The organism is Streptomyces daqingensis (assembly GCF_014645895.1).
GTDB classification, from domain to species: domain Bacteria; phylum Actinomycetota; class Actinomycetes; order Streptomycetales; family Streptomycetaceae; genus Streptomyces; species Streptomyces daqingensis.
In genome coordinates, this window is sequence record NZ_BMMP01000006.1 from 222,241 (window position 1) to 242,629 (window position 20,389).

General features: G+C 72.7%; 14 protein-coding genes. 4 read left to right on the plus strand and 10 right to left on the minus strand.

Translation table 11 applies throughout. From position 1 onward, the window contains the following. Positions 1–91: 91 nt before the first annotated feature. Together pruA and IEY56_RS11165 are read right to left on the minus strand one after the other, a co-directional pair. Positions 92–1,723 carry an L-glutamate gamma-semialdehyde dehydrogenase gene (pruA, locus tag IEY56_RS11160; protein ID WP_189036976.1) on the minus strand — a complete coding sequence of 544 codons (1,632 nt, stop codon included), beginning with the start codon at positions 1,721–1,723 and terminating at the stop codon, positions 92–94. A gap of 43 nt (positions 1,724–1,766) precedes the next feature. Next, positions 1,767–2,693 carry a proline dehydrogenase family protein gene (locus IEY56_RS11165; protein ID WP_189036977.1) on the minus strand — a complete coding sequence of 309 codons (927 nt, stop codon included), beginning with the start codon at positions 2,691–2,693 and terminating at the stop codon, positions 1,767–1,769. Between the two features lie 261 nt (positions 2,694–2,954). Here IEY56_RS11165 and IEY56_RS11170 point away from each other — a divergent pair, with 261 nt between their 5' ends. The 3 genes from IEY56_RS11170 (at position 2,955) to IEY56_RS11180 (ending at position 5,917) form a co-directional block, all read left to right on the plus strand. Then, positions 2,955–4,268, plus strand: a complete 1,314-nt coding sequence (locus IEY56_RS11170; RefSeq protein WP_189036978.1) for a PucR family transcriptional regulator — start codon at positions 2,955–2,957, stop codon at positions 4,266–4,268. Positions 4,269–4,390: 122 nt separating this feature from the next. Next, positions 4,391–4,954 carry a M23 family metallopeptidase gene (locus IEY56_RS11175; protein ID WP_189036979.1) on the plus strand — a complete coding sequence of 188 codons (564 nt, stop codon included), beginning with the start codon at positions 4,391–4,393 and terminating at the stop codon, positions 4,952–4,954. 171 nt (positions 4,955–5,125) lie between these two features. Beyond that, complete coding sequence (locus tag IEY56_RS11180; RefSeq protein ID WP_189036980.1) at positions 5,126–5,917, plus strand: GNAT family N-acetyltransferase; 792 nt, start codon at positions 5,126–5,128, stop codon at positions 5,915–5,917. Positions 5,918–5,969: 52 nt separating this feature from the next. Here the strand turns inward: IEY56_RS11180 and IEY56_RS11185 are convergent, their stop codons facing one another. The 3 genes from IEY56_RS11185 to IEY56_RS11195 form a co-directional block, all read right to left on the minus strand. After that, entirely contained in the window at positions 5,970–6,476 is a 507-nt protein-coding gene (locus tag IEY56_RS11185) for a DinB family protein (RefSeq protein WP_189036981.1), read from the minus strand. 186 nt (positions 6,477–6,662) lie between these two features. After that, entirely contained in the window at positions 6,663–8,252 is a 1,590-nt protein-coding gene (serA, locus tag IEY56_RS11190; protein ID WP_189036982.1) for a phosphoglycerate dehydrogenase, read from the minus strand. Between the two features lie 412 nt (positions 8,253–8,664). After that, on the minus strand, positions 8,665–11,268 hold the full coding sequence (locus IEY56_RS11195) for a beta-glucosidase family protein (protein ID WP_189036983.1): 2,604 nt from the start codon (positions 11,266–11,268) through the stop codon (positions 8,665–8,667). 175 nt (positions 11,269–11,443) lie between these two features. Between IEY56_RS11195 and IEY56_RS11200 the strand changes: the two genes are divergently transcribed. Further along, positions 11,444–12,433 (plus strand): GlxA family transcriptional regulator, encoded by a 990-nt coding sequence (locus IEY56_RS11200; protein WP_189036984.1) that lies wholly within the window; start codon positions 11,444–11,446, stop codon positions 12,431–12,433. Positions 12,434–12,497: 64 nt separating this feature from the next. Here the strand turns inward: IEY56_RS11200 and IEY56_RS11205 are convergent, their stop codons facing one another. The 5 genes from IEY56_RS11205 to IEY56_RS11225 all read right to left on the minus strand — a co-directional run bounded on the left by IEY56_RS11205 (position 12,498) and on the right by IEY56_RS11225 (position 20,221). Continuing rightward, positions 12,498–13,118, minus strand: coding sequence for a histidine phosphatase family protein (locus IEY56_RS11205; protein ID WP_189036985.1), 621 nt, complete (start codon positions 13,116–13,118; stop codon positions 12,498–12,500). Positions 13,119–13,252: 134 nt separating this feature from the next. Continuing rightward, complete coding sequence (gene ilvC / locus IEY56_RS11210) at positions 13,253–14,251, minus strand: ketol-acid reductoisomerase (RefSeq protein ID WP_189036986.1); 999 nt, start codon at positions 14,249–14,251, stop codon at positions 13,253–13,255. 117 nt (positions 14,252–14,368) lie between these two features. Then, the gene (gene ilvN / locus IEY56_RS11215) at positions 14,369–14,893 is read right to left on the minus strand and encodes an acetolactate synthase small subunit (RefSeq protein WP_045864916.1); all 525 of its coding nucleotides are present in this window, start codon (positions 14,891–14,893) and stop codon (positions 14,369–14,371) included. A gap of 24 nt (positions 14,894–14,917) precedes the next feature. Next, entirely contained in the window at positions 14,918–16,810 is a 1,893-nt protein-coding gene (locus IEY56_RS11220) for an acetolactate synthase large subunit (RefSeq protein ID WP_189036987.1), read from the minus strand. 252 nt (positions 16,811–17,062) lie between these two features. Further along, positions 17,063–20,221 carry a putative bifunctional diguanylate cyclase/phosphodiesterase gene (locus IEY56_RS11225; protein ID WP_229711806.1) on the minus strand — a complete coding sequence of 1,053 codons (3,159 nt, stop codon included), beginning with the start codon at positions 20,219–20,221 and terminating at the stop codon, positions 17,063–17,065. Positions 20,222–20,389 lie beyond the last annotated feature (168 nt).

Here is a 20,389-nt window from a genome sequence, read left to right on the forward strand (position 1 = left end):
ACGCGGCGGCCCCGGCGTCCTCCTGCTGGGAGGTGGACGCCGGGGCCGCCGGGGAAGGGCGCGGCCGCGGAACGCTCCGCGGCCGGAGGGCTCAGCCCATGTGCGGGTAGCGGTAGTCGGTCGGCGCCACCTGGGTCTCCTTGATGGCGCGCGGCGACATCCACCGCAGCAGGTTGAACTTGGACCCTGCCTTGTCGTTGGTGCCGGAGGCGCGGGCGCCGCCGAAGGGCTGCTGGCCGACGATGGAGCCGGTCGGGCGGTCGTTGAGGTAGAAGTTGCCCGCGGCGAAACGGAGCTTCTCGCTCGCCTCCGCCAGGGCCGCCCGGTCCTTCGCGAGGACGGCGCCCGTGAGCGCGTAGGCGGCGACGGACTCCATCTGCTCCAGCATCGACTCCCAGGTTTCGTCCTCGTAGACGTGGACGGCGAGGATCGGGCCGAAGTACTCCTCGGAGAAGACCTCGTTCCCGGGGTCGGTGCAGGCGATGACCGTCGGCTTGACGAACCAGCCCACGGAGTCGTCGTACTCTCCGCCGACGAGGATCTCGCAGCTCGGGTCCTGCTTCGCGCGGTCGATGGCCGCCTTGTTCTTGGCGAACGCGCGGTCGTCGATGACGGCGCCGATGAAGTTCGACAGGTCGCTGACGTCACCCATCGCGAGACCCTCGGTCTCCGCGACGAGTTCGTCCTTCAGGCCGCCCTCCCACAGCGAACGCGGGATGTAGGCGCGGGACGCCGCCGAGCACTTCTGGCCCTGGTACTCGAAGGCGCCGCGGACCATGGCCGTCTTCAGCACCGCGGCGTCGGCGGTCGGGTGGGCGACGATGAAGTCCTTGCCGCCCGTCTCACCGACGATCCGCGGGTAGGACCTGTAGCGGTCGATGTTCTCGCCGACGGTCCTCCACAGGTACTTGAAGGTGCGGGTCGAACCCGTGAAGTGCACGCCCGCCAGGTCCGGGTGGGGCAGCGCGACCTCGGAGACCTCCTTGCCGTCGCCCGTGACGAGGTTGATCACGCCCTTGGGCATGCCGGCCTCCTCCAGCAGCTCCATGAGGAGCACGGCGGAGTGCGTCTGCGTCGGGGACGGCTTCCAGACCACCACGTTGCCCATCAGCGCCGGCGCGGTCGGCAGGTTGCCGGCGATGGCCGTGAAGTTGAAGGGGGTGATCGCGTAGACGAAGCCCTCCAGCGGACGGTGGTCGAGCCGGTTCCACACGCCCTTCGGCTGGATGGGCGGCTGCTCCTCCAGGAGTTCACGCGCGAAGTGCACGTTGAAGCGCCAGAAGTCGATCAGCTCGCAGGGCGCGTCGATCTCCGCCTGCTGGACGGTCTTGGACTGCCCCAGCATCGTCGAGGCGGCGATCGTCTCCCGCCACGGGCCGGAGAGCAGCTCGGCGGCCTTGAGGATGATGGCGGCACGGTCGTCGAAGGACATCGCACGCCATGCGGGGGCCGCCGCCAGCGCGGCGTCGATCGCCTCCTGCGCGTCCGCCCGCGTGGCGTTGGCGTAGGTGCCGATCACCTTGCTGTGGTTGTGCGGCTGGACGACGTCGACGCGTTCGCCGCCCCCCATCCGCTTCTGCCCGTCGATCGTCATGGGCAGGTCGACGGGGTTCTCGGCGAGCTCCTTGAGCTTGCGCTCCAGGCGGGCACGCTCGGGGGAGCCGGGTGCGTAGGTGTGCACCGGCTCGTTGTACGGGGCGGGGACCTGGGTCACAGCGTCCATGGCGGCCGTGTCTCCTTCACTGTCAGTGCTTTCTTTCAGCCGGTCAGCTGCGGGTGGCGAGCGAGCGGAGGAAGAAGCCGAGATTGGCCGGGCGCTCCGCGAGGCGCCGCATGAAGTATGCGTACCAGTCCGTTCCGTAGGGGACGTATACGCGCACCCGGTGGCCCTCGTCGGCCAGTCGCTGCTGCTCGGCGTCCCGGATGCCGTAGAGCATCTGGAACTCGAACTCGTCGTGCTTGCGCCCGAGCCGCCGTGCCAGTTCCTGCGCTATGGCGACCATCCGCGGGTCGTGCGATCCGACCATGGGATAGCCCTTGCCGGACATCAGGATCTTCAGGCAGCGGACGTACGCGCGGTCCACGTCCGCCTTCTTCTGGTAGGCGACCGCGGCCGGCTCGTCGTACGCCCCCTTCACCAACCGTACGCGCGAGCCCTCTCCGCTGAGGGCGAGAGCGTCCTCCTCGGTGCGGTGGAGGCAGGACTGCAGGACGGCGCCCGTCTGGGGGTGGCCGGCACGCAGTTCGGCCAGGACGGCGAGAGTGGAGTCGACCGTGTGGTGCGCCTCCATGTCCAGCGTCACCGTGGTCCCCGCCTCGGCGGCGGCCTCGACGACGGGCCGGACGTTCGCCAGGGCGACGTCGTGCCCTCCGGGCAGGGCCTGCCCGAACGCGGACAGCTTCACCGACATCTCCGCCCGGGGCCCCAGGCCCACGTCGCCGAGGGCCTGGGCGAGGGCGAGGTACGCGTCGCGGTTGCGGAGCGCCTCCGTGCGGTCGGTGGTGTCCTCGCCGAGGTGGTCGAGGGTGACCTGGAGTCCGCGGCCGGTCAGCGTCCGTACTGCGTCGAGGCACGGGTCGAGCTGCTCACCGGCCACGAAACGGTCCACCACGGGACGGGTGACCGGCGCCGACGAGACGAGACGGCGGATGCCGTCGCTGCGCGAGGCGGCGAGGAGCACTGGTCCGAACACGGGCACCTCCACTGGCGTTCTTGTGCACGCTCCTGGCGTCCGTGGCAGGCCGCGGGCACGGCGGGCCGGGGCGTCGGAGCCACCCTGAATCTAAGGATCGCGCTGAGCCGACGCCATCGACAGCTGTCACGCATCCGTGTCCCAGATCTCAGACATCTGTACGAGAATGGGGGGACCGCCCGCGGGGAGGCGGCGCACGGGGCGGACCGCCGACGCGGCGGGGCCAGGGGCACGGGCAGATGAACAGCGGAGCGGACGGACATGCGCGAGGACTACCAGGCGCTCATCGACGAGGTCTCCGCCCTGCTCGGCACCCCCGCCACCCTTGAGGGTCGCGACTTCGCGCTGATCGCCTTCGGCGCGCACGAGAGCCACGGCGAGGGCGGCGAGCCCGCCCTCGACCCCGTACGGACCCGCTCGATCCTCGGACGCGGCTCGACCGCCGAGGTGCGGGCGTGGTTCGAGAGCTTCGGCATCACGAAGGCGACCGAGCCCGTCCGCATCCACCCGGAGCCGTCGGCGGGCGTCGTGCACGGCCGGATCTGCCTGCCCGTGCGGTACGGGGGCGTCGCCCACGGCTACATCTGGCTGATCGACGACGGCCGGCTCGACCTGGCCGACCCGCGGATGACGCCGGCCATGGCGGTGGCGGCGCGCATAGGCGAACTGCTGGCGGCGGAGGCCCGCACGGAGGCGCGCACCGGCGAGCTGCTGCGGGCCTTGCTCCTCGGCGGCGCGGAGACGCCGGGCCGCGGCGCGGGGTCCGGTGGTGCGGGGCAGGGGCACGGCCCCGCGCTGAGCGCGGAGGAGAGCGCCGCTGCCGCCGCCGAACTGCGGGAGCTGATGGGGTCGGCGGCCTCCGGCCCGCTGGCGCTGCTGGCGGTGGCACCCTGGCGTACGGACGGTACGGCCGCGCCTGACCCCGGAGCCGCGCACGTACCGCCCCATGTGATGGCACGGTGCGTGCTCCCCACCGTGGCCGGGCCGTCCGGGCGGCGCGGCCGGGAAAGCGGGGCAGCGTCACGGGCGGGGGCACCGTCCGGGTCCGGTGGCGGGGGCCCGCTCTCCGGACCCGTCCTGGCCGCTGTCGTGCGGCTGCGCTCGGTGCAGAGCAGCGATCCCGCGCGTACCGCGGCGGGCCGGCTGCTCCGCGTCCCGCGCCCGCCGGCCGCCGCCGGTGTGAGCGCACCGCGCCGCGGCCTCGACGAGCTGCTGCCCGCGTGGCGTGAGGCGGTCGCCGCGGCGCGCGCCGCACGGGCGGAGGCGCGGCTCGGGCCCGTGGCCGAGTGGGACGCGATAGGCCCGTACCGGCTGCTGACCGGGCTGGCGCCGGAAGCCGCCGGGGAACCCTCCGTGCAGGCCCTGCTGAGCCCCGCGCACGCCGAACTGGCCCGTACGGCCGAGGTGTTCCTCGACCACGCCGGGCAGGCGGGCCGTACGGCCTCAGTGCTCGGGATCCACCGGCAGACGCTCTACTACCGGCTCGCGCGCATCGAGGCGCTCACGGCCCTCGACCTCGACGACGGCGCGTCACGCCTGCTGCTGCACATGGCTCTGAAAGCGGCGCGGCTGTAGGGGAGCGCGCTCGCCCGCTTCGGGCACGGGCTGAGCAGACGGCCTGTGCGAAGCGCCCGTCACCGGTACGCTGCCGCGACCAGAAATGTTGTGTCCACGACAACACTCACGGAGAGGCCTTCATGAAGAAGCGAACCGGCATCCTGCTGGGCATGGTCCTGGTAGCGGGGGCGGTGGCGCCGGTGGCGGCGTCCGCCGCGGAGCCGCAGGCGACGAACTTCCAGCTCCCCTTCACCTGCGGTGACTCCTGGCGGCTCGACACGTGGGGCCACAACCCCGCGCTGGACATGGTCCGCGAACCGGACCAGCACGGCACCGAGGGCGCCCCGCTGCTGGCAGCGGAGGCCGGCACCGTCAACATGTCGTTCTGGCACGACAACGCCGGCAACGTCGTCCAGATCAACCACGGCGGCGGCTACCACACCACGTACATCCACATGGAGTCCCGGGCCGTCAACGTAGGCGACACCGTCGCCCAGGGCCAGCAGATCGGCGCCGTCGGACGGACGGGCGCAGGGGCGAACGACCACCCCCACCTCCATTTCGAGCTCGGCGTCGACGCCAACGGCGACGGGGAGGCCTCCTGGGGCAAGGCGGACTCCGAGCGGGTCAACGCCTCGTTCAACGGGACCGAGTACGCCGGAGCCAGCCAGACCTGGCGGAACGTCGCGAGCAACAACTGCTGACTCTCCCGCAGTGGGACGGCCCGCCGCCTCGACCGCGTCCCGGACCCGTTCCGGGTCACCGGTCCGCGCGGCGTGCGGGCCGTCCGCCGCTGCGGGCACGCGCACGGCGGACGTGGGGCGGGGCTGAAAAACCGGGGGCGCGCGACGGGGCCGGTGCGTAGTTTCGCCACCATGACGGACACGGGCGATGCGCTGCGGGCGGTCTACGACGAGCGGATCCGGGGCGGGCCCCATGAGCCGCTGCCCGGCGTCGTCTACGAGCGCGACGGCCCCGTGCTCCGTTCGGTCGGCCAGTTCCGCGGCTTCGTCTTCCCTCCCCGCGACACGGGTGTGCGCGGTGCCGCGCTGGACCGCCTCATCGCCCGGCAGCGCGACCGCTTCGCGGAACGCGGCGAGGCCGTCGAGTGGCGCAGCCACGAGCACGACGAGCCGCCCGAACTGCCCGGACGCCTGCTGGCCGCCGGCTTCACGCCCGAGCAGCGGCGGACGGTCCTCCTCGCCCGCACCTCCGAGATCGCGCAGGAACCGGATCTCCCGGAAGGGGTCGTGGTGCGCCGGGTCACCGGTGAGCGCGACATGCGCCGTATCGCGGAGATGCAGTCCGAGGTCTGGGGCGGCGACCTGAGCTGGCTGGCCGGCGTGCTGACCGGGCGGACGGCGGCCGCTCCGGAGGAGACGGTCGTACTGACGGCGGAGGCGGCCGGACGGGTCGTCTGCACGGCGTGGACGTTCCTCAGTCTGGAGGGCGGTCACGCGGGCCTGCGCGGCGGCACGACCCTGCCCGGCTGGCGGGGCCGGGGCATCTACAGGAGCCTCGTCGCCCTCCGGGCGAAGGCGGCGGCCGACCGCGGTGTGCCGTACCTGCACGTGGAGGCCACCGCCGACAGCCGCCCGGTGCTGGCGCGGCTCGGCTTCCACGCCGTCACGACGATGACGCCGTACGTGTGGACGCCGGAGAGCTGAGCCGTCCGGCCGCGCGCCCTGCGAGTGACAGGGCGGACGGGCCGCCGAGCTCTCAGGCTCCGACGGTGCCGTCGATGGCCTCGCGCAGGAAGTCCGCGTGGCCGTTGTGCCGGGCGTACTCGTGGATCAGGTGGAGCATGACGATCCGCAGCGAGACGTCCTCGCCCCACCTCGGCTGGTGCGCAGTCACGTCGAGCGACGCGGCCTCCCGTTCGATGCGGCGGGCGTGCCCGACCTCGGCCCGCCAGGCGTCGAAGACCTCGGCGCGCGTGGAGCCGCTCGCGTCGTACGCCTGCTGGAAGTCGCCCTCCTCCGACCAGAGGAGAGGGATGTCCTCGCCGTTGACCGTCCGCCGGAACCAGGCGCGCTCGACCTCCGCCATGTGCCGGACCAGGCCGAGCAGCGACAGCGACGAGGGCGGCATCGACCGGCGGCGCAGCTGCTCGTCCGTGAGGCCCTCGCACTTCCACTCGAGCGTCGCCCGGTGGAAGTCGAGGTAGACGCGCAGGCTCTCGCGCTCACCGCCCGTGAGGGGTGGCGTGGGACGTTCGACGGGCACCGCGGTTCCTCATCTCTGTCTAGCGTGCGGGGTTCCGGCCCGGCCGCCCGGGCGCTGCCTCCGCTCCCCCGCCTGCCGGGCGGGCGGCGGGAACGGGCTGTGCCCGGACCGCGATGAGCGGTCCGGGCACTGCGCTGCCGGAGCGGACGCGCGTCAGGCTGTGCCGCTCAGTCGGTGAGGTCCACGTCAGTCGGTGAGGTCCACGCTGCGGGCCGACGTCGCACCGATCTCGCCCTTGATCTCCGCGAGCACCGGGGCGGGGATGTTGTCGTCGACGGTCAGCGCGACCAGCGCGTCGCCGCCCGCCGTGGCGCGGCCGACCTGCATGCCGGCGATGTTGATGCCGGCCTCGCCGAGGATGCGTCCGACGGTGCCGACGACGCCCGGGCGGTCGGCGTAGCGGAAGAAGGCCATGTGCTCCGCGAGCGCAAGGTCCACGTCGTGCTCGCCGACGGCGACGATCTTCTGCAGATGCTTGGGCCCGGCCAGGGTGCCGGAGACCGAGACCTCCTCGCCGCTGCTGAGCGTGCCCCGCACGGTGACCACGTTGCGGTGCTCGGGCGACTCGCTGGAGGTGGTGAGCCGCACCTCGACGCCGCGCTCCTGCGCGAAGAGCGGCGCGTTGACGTAACTGACCGTGTCGTCGACGACGTCCTCGAAGACGCCCTTCAGCGCGGAGAGTTCGAGGACCTTCACGTCGTGCTGCGTGATCTCGCCGTACACCTCGACGTCCAGCCGCACCGCGACCTCTCCCGCGAGGGCGGTGAAGATCCGGCCGAGGCCCTCGGCCAGCGGCAGCGCCGGGCGCACGTCCTCGGCGATGACGCCGCCCTGGACGTTGACGGCGTCCGGCACGAGCTCGCCGGCCAGAGCGAGCCGCACGGACCTGGCGACGGCGATGCCCGCCTTCTCCTGGGCCTCGCCGGTGGAGGCGCCCAGATGCGGCGTGCACACGACCTGGTCGAACTCGAAGAGCGGGGAGTCGGTGCACGGCTCGCTGGCGTAGACGTCCAGGCCCGCGCCCGCCACGCGCCCTTCCTTCAGCGCGGAGGCCAGCGCCGCCTCGTCGACGATGCCGCCGCGGGCCGCGTTGATGACGCGCACGCCCGGCTTGACCTTGTGCAGGGCGTCGTCGCCGATCAGGCCGAGGGTCTCGGGCGTCTTGGGGAGGTGGACGGTGATGAAGTCCGAGGTCTCCAGCAGCTCGTCCAGGGAGAGCAGCTTCACGCCCATCTGCGCGGCGCGGGCAGGCTGCACGAACGGGTCGTACGCGACGACCTTCATCCCGAACGCGGACATCCGCTGCGCGACCAGCACGCCGATGCGGCCGAGGCCCACGACGCCGAGCGTCTTCTCGCTCAGCTCGACGCCCGTGTACTTGCTCCGCTTCCACTCCCCGTTCTTCAGGGCCGAGTTGGCCTGCGGGATGTTCCGCGCGCTGGCGATCAGGAGGCCGCAGGCGAGCTCGGCGGCGGTGACGATGTTGGACGTGGGCGCGTTGACGACCATGACGCCGGCCTTCGTGGCGGCGGGTACGTCGACGTTGTCGAGCCCGACACCCGCCCGGGCCACCACCTTGAGCTTGCGGGCCGCGGCGACGGCCTCCGCGTCCACCTTCGTGGCGGAGCGCACGAGGATCGCGTCGACGTCGGCGATGGCGGTGAGGAGTTCGTCCCGGTCGGCTCCGTTGCAGCTGCGGATCTCGAAGTCCGGTCCGAGAGCGTCGACGGTGGCGGGCGAGAGCTCTTCGGCGATCAGTACTACGGGCTTGCTCACGTGGTCTCCAGTCTGGGCGTACCTCCCGGGCCGAAGGCCCAGGGGGCGGGTCGTCCTCACCGCGGGCAGGCGGCGGGGAACCACGGCCGCGTCCCGGCGGCCGTAGACGGTGGAGGGGGTCATCCCCGCGGGCGCAGGGCAGACGCACGACGCTGTGAGCCTGTGGCGCGCTTGGCTTGTGCCTGCAGTGTAGCCAGCCACGCCAGGTGGGGGCTTCCCCTCCCGGTAATCGATCATCGTCCTGACCGGCCGCCGGCGCGACGGGGTCTCAGCAGCCGGGACGCGTGCCGCACCTCCCGGCGCTCCCCTGCTCCGGCGCCCCGGAGGCGGCGGCGCTGGTCGTGGGGCGCGGGCGCGGAGAGGTCCGCTCCCAGGGGCGCCGGGAGATCGTTCCTGCGCCCCCTGTGCGCCTTCACGCCTCCGTTCGTACGGGTACGGTCACCTCCCCCCTCACGTCGCGGCTGGAATGCGCGGCCAGCAGGCGGTACTCGCCCGCGGGGGTCCGCCAGCCGCACGCCGCCTCGTCCCACACCTCGAAGGCCCGTGGGGCGACGCGCACGGAGGCGGTCGCCGTCGCACCCGGTGCCGCTTCGACGACGGTGAACCCGGCGAGCCAGCGCAGCGGCCGGCGCGGGCTCGCCCCGGACGGCCCGGCAGCGGCGCGCGGGGCCTCCAGGTAGAGCTGCACGACCTCGCGGGAGGGGCGCACGCCGGTGTTCCGCACCGGCACCGTCACCTTCAGCGGTTCGCCCGCCCGCCAGGGGCCGGCTCGCGGCGGGCCGTACGACCAGTCCGCGTAGCCGAGCCCGAAGCCGAAGTCGCGGGCGGGCGTACGGGCAAGGCGGTCCCAGCCGCGGTGGCCGACGTCGAGGTCCTCGGCGTAGTCGATGACCCCGTCGCGCGGCACGCCGTCCGACACGGGCACGTCGCCGTGGGACGCGGGGAGCGTCCAGGGCAGCCGTCCGGAGGGCTCGGCCGCACCCGTCAGCACGTCGGCGAGCGAGGCGCCCGCCTCCTGGCCGGGCAGCCACCACCACAGCGTCGCCGGAGCGCCGTCCGGCGAGTCCAGCCACGGCAGCAGCACGGGCGCGCCCGCGTTCACCACGGCCACGGTGCGCGGATTGGCCGCAGCGACCCGTTCCACCAACTCGCACTGACGTCCCGGGAGTTCGAGGCTCTCCCGGTCCCAGCCCTCCGACTCGGTCTCGTGGTTGGTGCCGACGACCACGACGGCGACGTCCGCCTCACCGGCCGCCCGCACGGCCTCGGCGATCTCCTCGCCGTCTCCCGGCCCGGGCGGAAGATGGCGCAGCTCCACGCGCGCGAAGCGGCCGAACGGCCCGGCGTCGACGGCCTGCACCGTCGCGGTGAGGGACAACCGCCTTCCACCGCACGGCACTTGCACTGTCCGCACGTAGCCGCGCGGGTGGTTCGCCGACGAGTCGAGCAGGGCTTCCTTCCCCACGCGGTGCGTGCTCTCGCTGAGCACGGACCCGTCGATCTCGATCCGGTGCGCTCCCGCCGGAGCGGCCTCCAGCAGATGCTCTCCCGCTTCGCGGAGACCGATCCGGGCCTCGACGTGTACGGAGACCGCCTCCGCGGGCAGCCCGCGCACCACACCGTCCCAGGGCAGAGGCAGAGTGCGCGTCTCCAACTGCCGCTCACCCGGGCCGAGTACGGTCAGCGCGACCTGGCCTCCGTCCACGTGTGCCGCCTCCATGAGAGGCGCGTGGCTCAGGGTGCGGCCGCCGCGGTGCGCGGTGACGGCGGCGGACGGGAACGCCTCACGCAGGGCGTCGAGCGGGCGGCTGACATACGGCGCCGTGACGTGCGCGCTGCCGCCGCCCTGCACGAACGGCTCCAGGGCGTTGGCGCCGATCAGAGCGATGCGGGAGGTGGAGGGCGGGAGGGGCAGCAGTCCGTCGTTGCGCAGCACCACGGTCGCCCGGGCCGCCGCGCGGCGCAGTACGGCGCGGGTGGCGGGCTCGTCCCCCGAGGCGGCCTCCAACCTCCTCCCGCCGGACGGGAGTTCACCACCGGGGCGACCGGCTGAGAGGTCCGCCGCTGGAGCCTGCGGGGAGGTCTCCGTCCCTGAGAGGGCGGCGAGCCGGAGGATGCGCCGCACCTTGTCGTCGACGTCCTCCAGCGGAACCTCACCGGCACGCACGGCCTCCCGCAGCGCCGTCCCCCAGGGCCCGCCCGGGCCCGGCATGACCAGGTCCAGTCCGTTGCGCGCCGAGGCGGCGGTGCTGTTCGTCGCCATCCAGTCGCTCACCACGACACCGTCGAACTCCCATTCCTCCTTGAGGAGTTCGCGCAGCAGCCACCGGTGCTCCGTGGCCGGGGCGGAGTCCGCCGGCTCTCCGGGCCCCTCGCTTTCCGGCCCCCGCCCGACCGTGAGTCCGTTGTAGGCCGCCATGAGCATCCACACGCCCGCGTCCTTCACGACCCTCTCGAACGGCGCCAGATACACCTCGCGGAGCGCGCGGACGCTCAACCGCGAGTGGTAGACGGTCCGTTGCGTCTCGGAGTCGTTGGCGACGAAGTGCTTCACGCAGGCGCCCACCCCGTTCCGCTGGAGGGCCCTGACGTACGCGACGGCCAGCCGTCCGCTGAGCAGCGGGTCCTCGGAGAAGCATTCGAAGTGCCGTCCCCCCAGGGGCGTCCGCTGCAGGTTGACCACCGGCGCGAGCACGACGTCCGCGCTCTTGGCTCGAGCCTCCGCCGCCATGAGCGCGCCCAGCTCGTCCAGCAGGCCCTCGTCCCACGTCGCGGCGAGCGCCGAGGGCGCGGGGAGCTGCGCCGAGGTCGTGGGCGCCGTGCCGCGGCCACGCACACCGATCGGCCCGTCGGAGACGGTCAGGGGGCGGAGGCCCACCGCGGGGAGCGGCGGCAGCGTCCATGCCGTGGCGCCCGTGACGACGCGTACGCGTTCCTCGACGCCCAGCCGGGACACCAGTTCCCCGAGCCGGGCGTCGGAGAGTCCGCCGGGGGCGTGCCGTCCCACGCCGGTCATTCCTTCTCCTCCTCGGACGTCGTCGCGGCGTACGGCCGCCTCCCCGCGCACATCCTCCCCAGGCGTGCCGCCGTGAATCCCGACGGCTCCGGGCGGCGGCCCGCTCGGGCGGCGGCGGGGCATGGCAGGAAGGGTGGGAACCTCGTCATTGCGGACATCGGAGGCCGGCTGAAGAATGAGCACCGTGACCGGGGAGCCCCGAAGAGGCAGCGCAGACGTCCTGGTGGTCCTCTTCGACGGCGTGCACAGCCTCGACGTCACGGGCCCCGTCGAAGTCTTCGCCGGAGCATGCGACGCCGCCGGGGACCCCGCCGCCTACCGGCTGCGCACGGCCTCACCGGACGGCGGCCCTGTGCGCACCTCCAGCGGCCTCACCCTCGTCCCGGACCTCCGCCTCGACGACGCCGGGGCGCCGCACACGCTGCTGGTGCCGGGCGGACGGGGCACACGGGAGCCGGACCCGCGGCTGCTCGAATGGCTGCGCGCGCGAGCCCCCGGAGCCCGGCGCCTGGTCTCCGTCTGCACCGGCGCGATGCTCCTCGCCGAGGCGGGTCTGCTGCGCGGACGCCGGGCGACCACCCACTGGGCGTACAGCGGCTCGCTCGCCCGCCGCCACCCGGAGACCGAGGTCGACCCGGACCCGATCTACATCCGCGACGGCAACGTCTCCACCTCGGCCGGGGTGACCGCGGGCATCGACCTGGCTCTCGCGCTGGTCGAGGAGGACCTCGGACGGGAGGTGGCGCTCGAGGTGGCCCGCCGTCTGGTGGTCTTCCTCCACCGTCCGGGCAACCAGGCGCAGTTCAGCGCCCAGCTGGCCGCGCAGACCGCCCGGCGGGAGCCGCTGCGCGAACTCCAGCAGTGGATCGTCGAGCATCCCGAGGATGACCTGTCCGTCACCGCGCTCGCGCGCCGAGTGCGGCTCTCGCCACGGCACTTCGCACGCGTCTTCCAGGAGGAGACCGGCACGACGCCGGGACGCTACGTCGACCGGGTCCGCCTGGCCCAGGCGCGCAGGCTTCTGGAGGAGAGCTCGCGGAGCATCGCGGAGATCTCCCGCGCCTGCGGTTACGGCACCCCGGAAGGGATGCGCCGCGCCTTCGTGAAGGGCCTGGGGTCGGCCCCTGCCGACTACCGGCGCCGCTTCCGGCCCCCGGACGGCTGACCTGACCGGCCGGCGACCCGCCGGAGGCACCCGGCGGGGGCCGGGTTCGGAGCCCGGGCCTGGCTCAGACGCCGTCCTCCCGCGGAGATCCCGTCCTGCGCAGCTCCGCGGGCAGATGCTCCATGTCGCCGTGGACGATCAGGCAGGCGGGGCGGCCCGGCGTGTAGCGGATGACGGTCAGCGCGGCGTTCGCGTGGTCGAGCCCGAACCACCGCCACGCGGGCGCGTCCAGAGCGTCCCGCACGAACCAGCCGACCAGGAAGTTGTGCGTGACGATCAGCTCGTGGCACGGCTCGGCCCCGTCCGCCGGCCCCGCGAACTGCTCCAGGGCCCGGGGCGCGAGAGTCCGCCCGGCCTCGCGCTCGGAAGCGGGGAGGCGCGCGAGCCGGCTGAGCACGAACTCGGCCGACTCCGGAGGCAGTTCGTCCGGAGTCGGTACGTACGGAAGGTAGTCGCCGGCCACCTCCGTCTCACGCAGCGGCACGTCACCGAGCCGGCTGCCGACGAGCCGGGCGGTCTCCCGCGCACGCGGCAGCGGGCCGTGCCACACCGTCGTCAGCGGCCGGCCGCGGAGCCGGTCGCCGAGCAGCACGGCCTGACGGCGGCCCGCGTCCGTCAGCGTTCCGCCGCCGGACGCCTCGCCGTGCCGCGCGAGGTACAGGTAGCGGGTCGCGGATCCGGTCATACGCGTGCGGACTCCTTCGGCGCGGCGGGCGGGACGGCAGCACGACGGGGCCGCCGCGCTCCCTCGCGGAAGCGGGACGGCCCCGGGTGCGGCTCAGCGGGCGGTGAGCGCCCCGGCGCTCACCACGGGGAGGTTCACGCCTCCTCGTCCACCCAGCTCATCAGCTTGCGGAGCTTGCGCCCCGTCGTCTCCAGCAGGTGGTCGTTGGCTGCCTTCTTGTACTCGTTGTACTTCGGCAGACCCGCGTTGTACTCCTTCATCCAGTTGTTGGCGAAGCTGCCGTCCTGGATGTCGTCGAGCAGCTTGCGCATCTCGTCCTTGACGCCGTCGTTGATGACGCGCGGGCCGCTGACGTAGTCGCCCCACTCGGCCGTCTCGGAGACCGACCAGCGCATCTTCTCCAGGCCGCCCTCGTACATCAGGTCCACGATCAGCTTCAGCTCGTGGAGGCACTCGAAGTACGCGATCTCCGGCTGGTAGCCGGCCTCGACGAGCGTCTCGAAGCCCGCCTTGACCAGCGCGGACGTGCCGCCGCAGAGGACCGCCTGCTCGCCGAAGAGGTCCGTCTCGGTCTCCTCGGTGAACGTGGTCTTGATGACGCCCGCACGCGTGCCGCCGATGCCCTTCGCGTAGGAGAGCGTCAGGGCGAACGCGTCACCCGTCGCGTCCTGCTCGACGGCGGCGATGCACGGCACGCCGCGCCCCTCCTCGAACTGGCGGCGCACCAGGTGGCCGGGACCCTTGGGGGCGACCATGCAGACGTCGATGTTGGCCGGGGGCTTGATGAAGCCGTACCGGATGTTGAGCCCGTGTCCGAAGAAGAGGGCGTCGCCGTCCTTCAGGTTCGGGGCGACGGACTCCTCGTACACCTTGGCCTGGAGTGGGTCCGGAACCAGGACCATGATCACGTCGGCTTCGGCGGACGCCTCCGCCGGCGTGGTCACCTTCAGGCCCTGCTCCTCGGCCTTCACACGGGACTTGGAGCCCTCGTGCAGGCCCACCCGCACGTCGACGCCGGAGTCGCGCAGCGACAGCGCGTGGGCGTGACCCTGGCTGCCGAAGCCGAGAACCGCCACCTTGCGGCCCTGGATGATGGACAGGTCGGCGTCGTCGTCGTAGAACAGCTCGGCCACTTGGGAAATCTCCTCGTTCGGGTCCGGGGGTGCTCCCCGGGTGGTTCAAAGGGGGGGTGCTCCGCCCAACCTATTGCGGCCGGGCGGAGCGGTGAGGGAGGGGTCGCCGCCGCCCCGTCAGGCGGAGCGGTCGAGGGCGCGCAGGCTCCGGTCGGTGATGGAGCGCGATCCGCGCCCGACGGCGATGGTCCCCGACTGCACCAGCTCCTTGATGCCGTACGGCTCCAGCATCTTGAGCATGGCGTCGAGCTTGTCGCTGCTGCCGGTGGCTTCGATGGTGACGGCCTCCGGCGAGACATCCACGGTCTTGGCGCGGAAGAGGGACACGATCTCGACGATCTGGGAGCGGGTCTCGTTGTCGGCCCGGACCTTCACCAGAACGAGTTCACGCTGGACGGCCGAAGCCGGGTCCAGCTCAACGATCTTGAGAACGTTGACGAGTTTGTTGAGCTGCTTGGTGACCTGCTCCAGCGGCAGGTCCTCCACGTTCACCACGATCGTGATGCGGGAGATCTCGGGATGCTCGGTCACGCCCACGGCGAGCGAGTCGATGTTGAAGCCGCGGCGGGAGAACAGCGAGGCGATCCGGGCCAGGATGCCCGGGGTGTTCTCCACCAGGACGGAGAGTGTGTGCTTGGACATTCCTCTGGTTCCTCTTCCCTGGCCTCAGTCGTCGCTGTCGCCGAAGTCGGGGCGCACTCCGCGCGCCGCCATGACCTCGTCGTTGGAGGTGCCTGCCGCGACCATCGGCCAGACCATCGCGTCCTCGTGGACGATGAAGTCGATGACGACAGGACGGTCGTTGATGGCGTTGGCCTTCTCGATCACCGAGTCCAGCTCCTCGGGGTCCTCGCAGCGGATGCCGACGCAGCCCATCGCCTCGGCCAGCTTCACGAAGTCGGGGCAGCGGGTGCCCCTGCCCGCCGGCTCCCCGGCGGATCCCGGCGCCGCGGAGCCGGAGTGCAGCTTCGTGTTGGAGTAGCGCTGGTTGTAGAAGAGCGTCTGCCACTGGCGGACCATGCCGAGCGCGCCGTTGTTGATGATCGCGACCTTGATGGGGACGCCGTTGAGTGCCGCCGTCGCCAGCTCCTGGTTCGTCATCTGGAAGCAGCCGTCGCCGTCGATCGCCCAGACCGTGCTCTCCGGCCTGCCCACCTTGGCGCCGAGCGCTGCGGGGACCGCGTAGCCCATGGTGCCCAGGCCGCCGGAGTTGAGCCACGTCGCCGGCTTCTCGTAGTCGATGAAGTGGGCGGCCCACATCTGGTGCTGCCCCACGCCCGCCGCGAAGACGGTGCCTTCCGGAGCCAGCCGGCCGATGCGCTGGATGACCTGCTGCGGGGACAGGGAGCCGTCCTCCGGCAGGTCGTAGCCGAGCGGGTAGGTCTCCCGCCAGCGGTTCAGCTGCGTCCACCAGTCCGTGTATCCGGCGCGGGCGGCCGCGTACGCGTCGGTGCCGCCCGCGGGAGCCGCCGCCCCCAGCTCGGCCTGGACGGCGACCACGAGGTCGGCGATGACCTCGCGGGCGTCACCGACGATCGGGACGTCCGCCGCGCGGTTCTTGCCGATCTCCGCCGGGTCGATGTCCGCGTGGACGATCTTCGCCATGGGCGCGAAGGAGTCCAGCTTGCCGGTCACGCGGTCGTCGAAGCGCGCGCCGAGGGCGACGATCAGGTCCGCCTTCTGCAGCGAGGTGACGGCCGCGACGCTGCCGTGCATGCCGGGCATGCCCAGATGCTGCGGGTGACTGTCGGGGAACGAGCCGATCGCCATCAGCGTGGTCGTCACCGGTGTCTTCGTCAGCTCGGCGAGGATGCGCAGCTCCGCGGCGGCCTGCGCCTTGATGACGCCGCCGCCGACGTAGAGCACCGGACGCCGGGCCTCCGCGAGGAGCTTCGCCGCCTCCCGGATCTGCTTGGCGTGCGGCTTGGTCACCGGACGGTAGCCGGGCAGGTCCGCGACGGGAGGCCAGCTGAACGTCGTACGGCCCTGCAGCGCGTCCTTGGCGATGTCGACGACGACCGGTCCGGGACGCCCCGTGGAGGCGATGTGGAACGCCTCGGCGATGGTGCGCGGGATCTCGTCCGGGTCGGTGACCAGGAAGTTGTGCTTCGTGACGGGCATGGAGATGCCGCAGATGTCGGCTTCCTGGAAGGCGTCCGTGCCGATGGCGCCGGAGGCGACCTGGCCGGTGATCGCGACCAGCGGCACCGAGTCCATGTGCGCGTCTGCGAGAGGGGTGACGAGGTTGGTCGCGCCCGGGCCGGACGTCGCCATGCAGACGCCGACCTTGCCCGTGGCCTGCGCGTACCCGGTGGCCGCGTGGCCCGCGCCCTGCTCGTGCCGCACCAGCACGTGCCGGACCCGGGCGGAGTCCATCATCGGGTCGTAGGCCGGGAGAATCGCACCGCCGGGGATGCCGAATACCGTGTCGGTACCGGACTCCTCGAGAGAACGGATGAGGGACTGGGCGCCGGTCATCTCGACGGGCGCAGCCTGCTGCTGTCCGACGGTACGGGCCCGCGGCTGCGGTTTCGGGGCCCCGGTGGCCTGCTCGGTCATCGGTGATCTCTTCTCAGAGGTGAGGGTTGACGCTCGGTTCGTGCTGTGGGTGCGTGAGGTCGGTGCGTGGACGGAGCCTGAGGCTCCGGTGCATGTGCAACAAAAAACCCCTCGTGCCGTGAGGCAAGCGAGGGGGAGCGCGTCGCTGAGAGCGCCAGGTCGGTGATGCGGACCTGGTCAGGCGACGCGCTTTCCAAGTACGAGAATTCGGGTGCGCATGGCACAGACCTTCCCCCCGGCACACATTCCGTGTCAAGTGGGTGGGACGCGCGTCTCAGCATGCGAACAGGGCGTCGAGGGAGGTGCGGCGCCTTCCGCCCCGTCCCGCGAGCCGCCCGGCACGAGCCACGGGGGCATCGTCTCCCGGCGGTCCTGCATCCGTACGGGCAGGGCACCCGCGACCACCACCGAGCGGCTCCCGCGCCGCTGCTCCTCGACCGTACGTCCGGCCGCCGCCGCGGCCGCCAGGCCCCTGCCGCCCCCGGCGAGGCCGCCCCGGGCCCCCGTCGCGCCTCCCGCCCGCACCCCGCCCGTGCGTCCGCGGCCGGCGCCGCGCGGCCTGGGGAGCTCGGGCAGGGCATAGCTGCCGCGCGACAGGGCGTGGCGCAGGCGGTGTTCGTCCAGCGGGCCGGAGAAGAGGGCGCCCTGGCCGTGGGTGCATCCCATCTCCCGCAGCCTGACGGCCTGTTCGGGCAGGTCGACGCCCTCGGCGACCGTCGTGAGACCGAGATCACCGGCCATGCGGAGCAGCCCGGTGGTGATCTTCCGCTGGCGTGGCGATTCGGCGAGGCCGTCCACGAGTACGCGGTCGAGCCGCACCATGTCCACGGGCAGCCGCCGCAGCGCCGAGACGGCGAGCGGACCGCCTCCGAAGCCGTCGAGGGAGATGCTCGCTCCTAGGCGGCGCAGCGCGCTCAGGGCCTTCTCCAGCTCATCGAGCGAGACGCGCCGGTCGGTGTCGGAGAGCTCCACGATCAGCGATCCGGCCTGCAGTTCGTACCGGCTGAGCAGGCTCTCGACGGAGCTGACGCTCACCGACCCGTCGGTGAGTCGGCTCGCTGGGAGCCGCACCGACACGGGCACGGGGAATCCGGCGAGATGCCGGGCGTGGGCCTGCTGCACGGCCTGCTCCAGCAGCCACCGGCTCACCTCGGCGACCCGCTCGGTGGCCGTCTCCTCCGCCTCGCGGAGCCTGCCGCCGGAGCGGCCCGGTAAGGGAGGACCGCTGGCCGCTTCCGCCGCGGGGGGAGGTACGGCACCGCCCCCAGCGCGCAGGAACTCGGCCGGCGTGAAGAGCATGCCCTGAGCGGAGCCCCAGCGCGGCTGCGCCGTGACGGCGGTGACCTTTCCGCTGGACAGCTCGACGACGGGCTGGTGGAGGAGCGTGAACTCGCCGTCCCGCAGGGCCGCACGCAGCCGCGTGGAGAGCTGGGCGCGCTTGCCGCTGCCCTGCTGCCGCTGGGTCTGCATGTGCGGCGAGTACAGCTCGACCCGGGCCTTGCCGGCCTGCTTGGCGCGGTACATCGCGAGGTCGGCGTTGCGCATCAGGGCCGTCGGGGTGATGTCCGGCTCCGCGAAGGCGATCCCGATGGACGCGGCGACGTGGACCTCCTTGCCCTCGACGCGGTACGGCTCGGAGAGCGTCAGGCGCAGCCGGTCGGCGATCTCGTGGATGCGCAGCTCGCGTTCGGCGTCGGCGTGGGTGCTGGGGTTGCCGTCCCCGAGGATGAGGACCGCGAACTCGTCGCCGCCCAGCCGCGCGGCCGTGTCCCCGGCGCGCACCGACTCCTGGAGGCGCCGGGCGGCGGCCACGAGGAGTTCGTCGCCGGCCTGGTGGCCGATGGTGTCGTTGACCGCCTTGAAGCCGTCCAGGTCGATGTAGAGCACGGCGTGCTCGCTGTCGCCGCCGCGCCGGCCGACGAGGGCCTTGCGCACGCGTTCCGTGAACAGCGCGCGGTTCGGCAGGTCGGTGAGCGGGTCGTGCGACGCGTTGTGCTGCAACTGCGCCTGGAGCCGCACCCGTTCGGTCACGTCGCGGCTGTTGAAGATGAGGCCGCTGCGGTAGCGGTTGACCGTCGACTCGACGTTCAGCCAGTGCCCGTCGCCGTGCCGGAAGCGGCACTCGATCCTCGTCGACGCGTCCTGCTCCGGGGACGAGGCGAGGAAGCGGCGCAGCTCGTGCAGGACGCGGGCGAGGTCCTCGGGGTGGATGAGGGACGCGAGTTCGGAGCCGATGAGGGCGTCGCCGTCCCTGCCGTAGACGCCCGTCGCCGCGGGCGACACGTAGCGCAGCACCCCGGTCGGCGAGGCGATCATGATGACGTCGCTGGAGCCCTGGACGAGGGAGCGGAAGTGGCTCTCCTTCTGGGCCAGTTCCTGGGTGAGGCTGATGTTGTCCAGCAGCATGATCCCCTGCCGGACGAGCAGAGCCAGCACGACGGTGCATGCCGTGAACAGGACGACACCGTCGATCTCCCGGCCCGCCACCGCGTTGTACAGGATGCCCAACGTGCAGACTGCGGCGGCCAGATAGGGCGTGAGAGCCGCGAGCGAACCCGCGATGGGGCGGCTCGGGCAGTCACGGACCGTCTCCCACTCCGCTCTTTCGGAGCGGGTTCCGGCGGGGCCCCGGCCGCCGCCCTCGGCGACGCGGCCGCGGGCCCGTCCGCCCTGGGGCGCTTCGGTCTCGCCGCGGCCCACCCACGGCGCGTACGCGAGCAGGAGGGAACCCGCGAACCAGCCGGCGTCGAGCAACTGCCCCGAGGTGTAGTGCTCCTGGAGCAGCGGCGAACTGAACAGCGCGTCGCACAGCACCGTCAGGGCGAGCGCGCCGATGGCGGTGTTGATGGCGGAGCGGTACGCGGCGGAGCGCTTGAAGTGCAGGCCGAGCACCATGCTCACGAGCACGATGTCCAGCAGCGGGTAGGCGAGGCTGAGCGCGGCGCGCGCCACGGAGTCGCCCTCCCAGTACGCGGTGTGGGCGAGCGCCAGCGACCACGAGATGGTGAGCAGCGAACCGCCGATGAGCCAGGAGTCGAGCCCCAGGCAGACCCAGCCGGCGCGGGTGACCGGCCTCTTGGCCAGCACCAGCAGGCCGATGATGGCGGGCGGTGCGAAGAGCAGGAAGCAGTAGTCGGCGACGGACGGGCGCGGCACCGGCTGGTGCAGCACCACCTCGTACCACCCCCAGACGGCGTTGCCCGCCGCCGCCATCAGGGACGAGAGGCCGAACAGAAGCCAGGCGGGGCCCAGTTGCGTGCCCCGGTGCGCACGGGCGTACCAGAAGCACGAGACCGCCGCGAGCACGCCGGCGGCGCTGAGCCCGAAGTCCCCCATGACGAGCGCCACTTGGTGCGAGCCCCAGCCGAGTGCCGCCCCGACGGCGTATCCGCCGCAGAGGGTCACGAGCACGAACTGCGGGAGGAGACCCGCTCCGCCACCGCGGCCCGCACGCGCCTTCGCGCCGGCCTCAGTACCCGCCCCCGCGTCTCCGGCGGCAGCCGCGGGACGGACCGGGGCGCCCGCAGCCGCGGCTCCCTCGGGACTGCCGGCTTCGCGCGGGCCGCGGCCGCCGACGAG

Excerpts from the sequence above, each read along its gene's own strand:
- pruA (WP_189036976.1), bottom strand. The coding sequence starts at position 1,723 with ATGGACGCTGTGACCCAGGTCCCCGCCCCGTACAACGAGCCGGTGCAC.
- IEY56_RS11170 (WP_189036978.1), top strand. The coding sequence starts at position 2,955 with ATGCGCGAGGACTACCAGGCGCTCATCGACGAGGTCTCCGCCCTGCTC.
- IEY56_RS11175 (WP_189036979.1), top strand. The coding sequence starts at position 4,391 with ATGAAGAAGCGAACCGGCATCCTGCTGGGCATGGTCCTGGTAGCGGGG.
- IEY56_RS11180 (WP_189036980.1), top strand. The coding sequence starts at position 5,126 with ATGACGGACACGGGCGATGCGCTGCGGGCGGTCTACGACGAGCGGATC.
- IEY56_RS11195 (WP_189036983.1), bottom strand. The coding sequence starts at position 11,268 with ATGACCGGCGTGGGACGGCACGCCCCCGGCGGACTCTCCGACGCCCGG.
- IEY56_RS11200 (WP_189036984.1), top strand. The coding sequence starts at position 11,444 with ATGAGCACCGTGACCGGGGAGCCCCGAAGAGGCAGCGCAGACGTCCTG.
- IEY56_RS11205 (WP_189036985.1), bottom strand. The coding sequence starts at position 13,118 with ATGACCGGATCCGCGACCCGCTACCTGTACCTCGCGCGGCACGGCGAG.
- ilvN (WP_045864916.1), bottom strand. The coding sequence starts at position 14,893 with ATGTCCAAGCACACACTCTCCGTCCTGGTGGAGAACACCCCGGGCATC.
- IEY56_RS11220 (WP_189036987.1), bottom strand. The coding sequence starts at position 16,810 with ATGACCGAGCAGGCCACCGGGGCCCCGAAACCGCAGCCGCGGGCCCGT.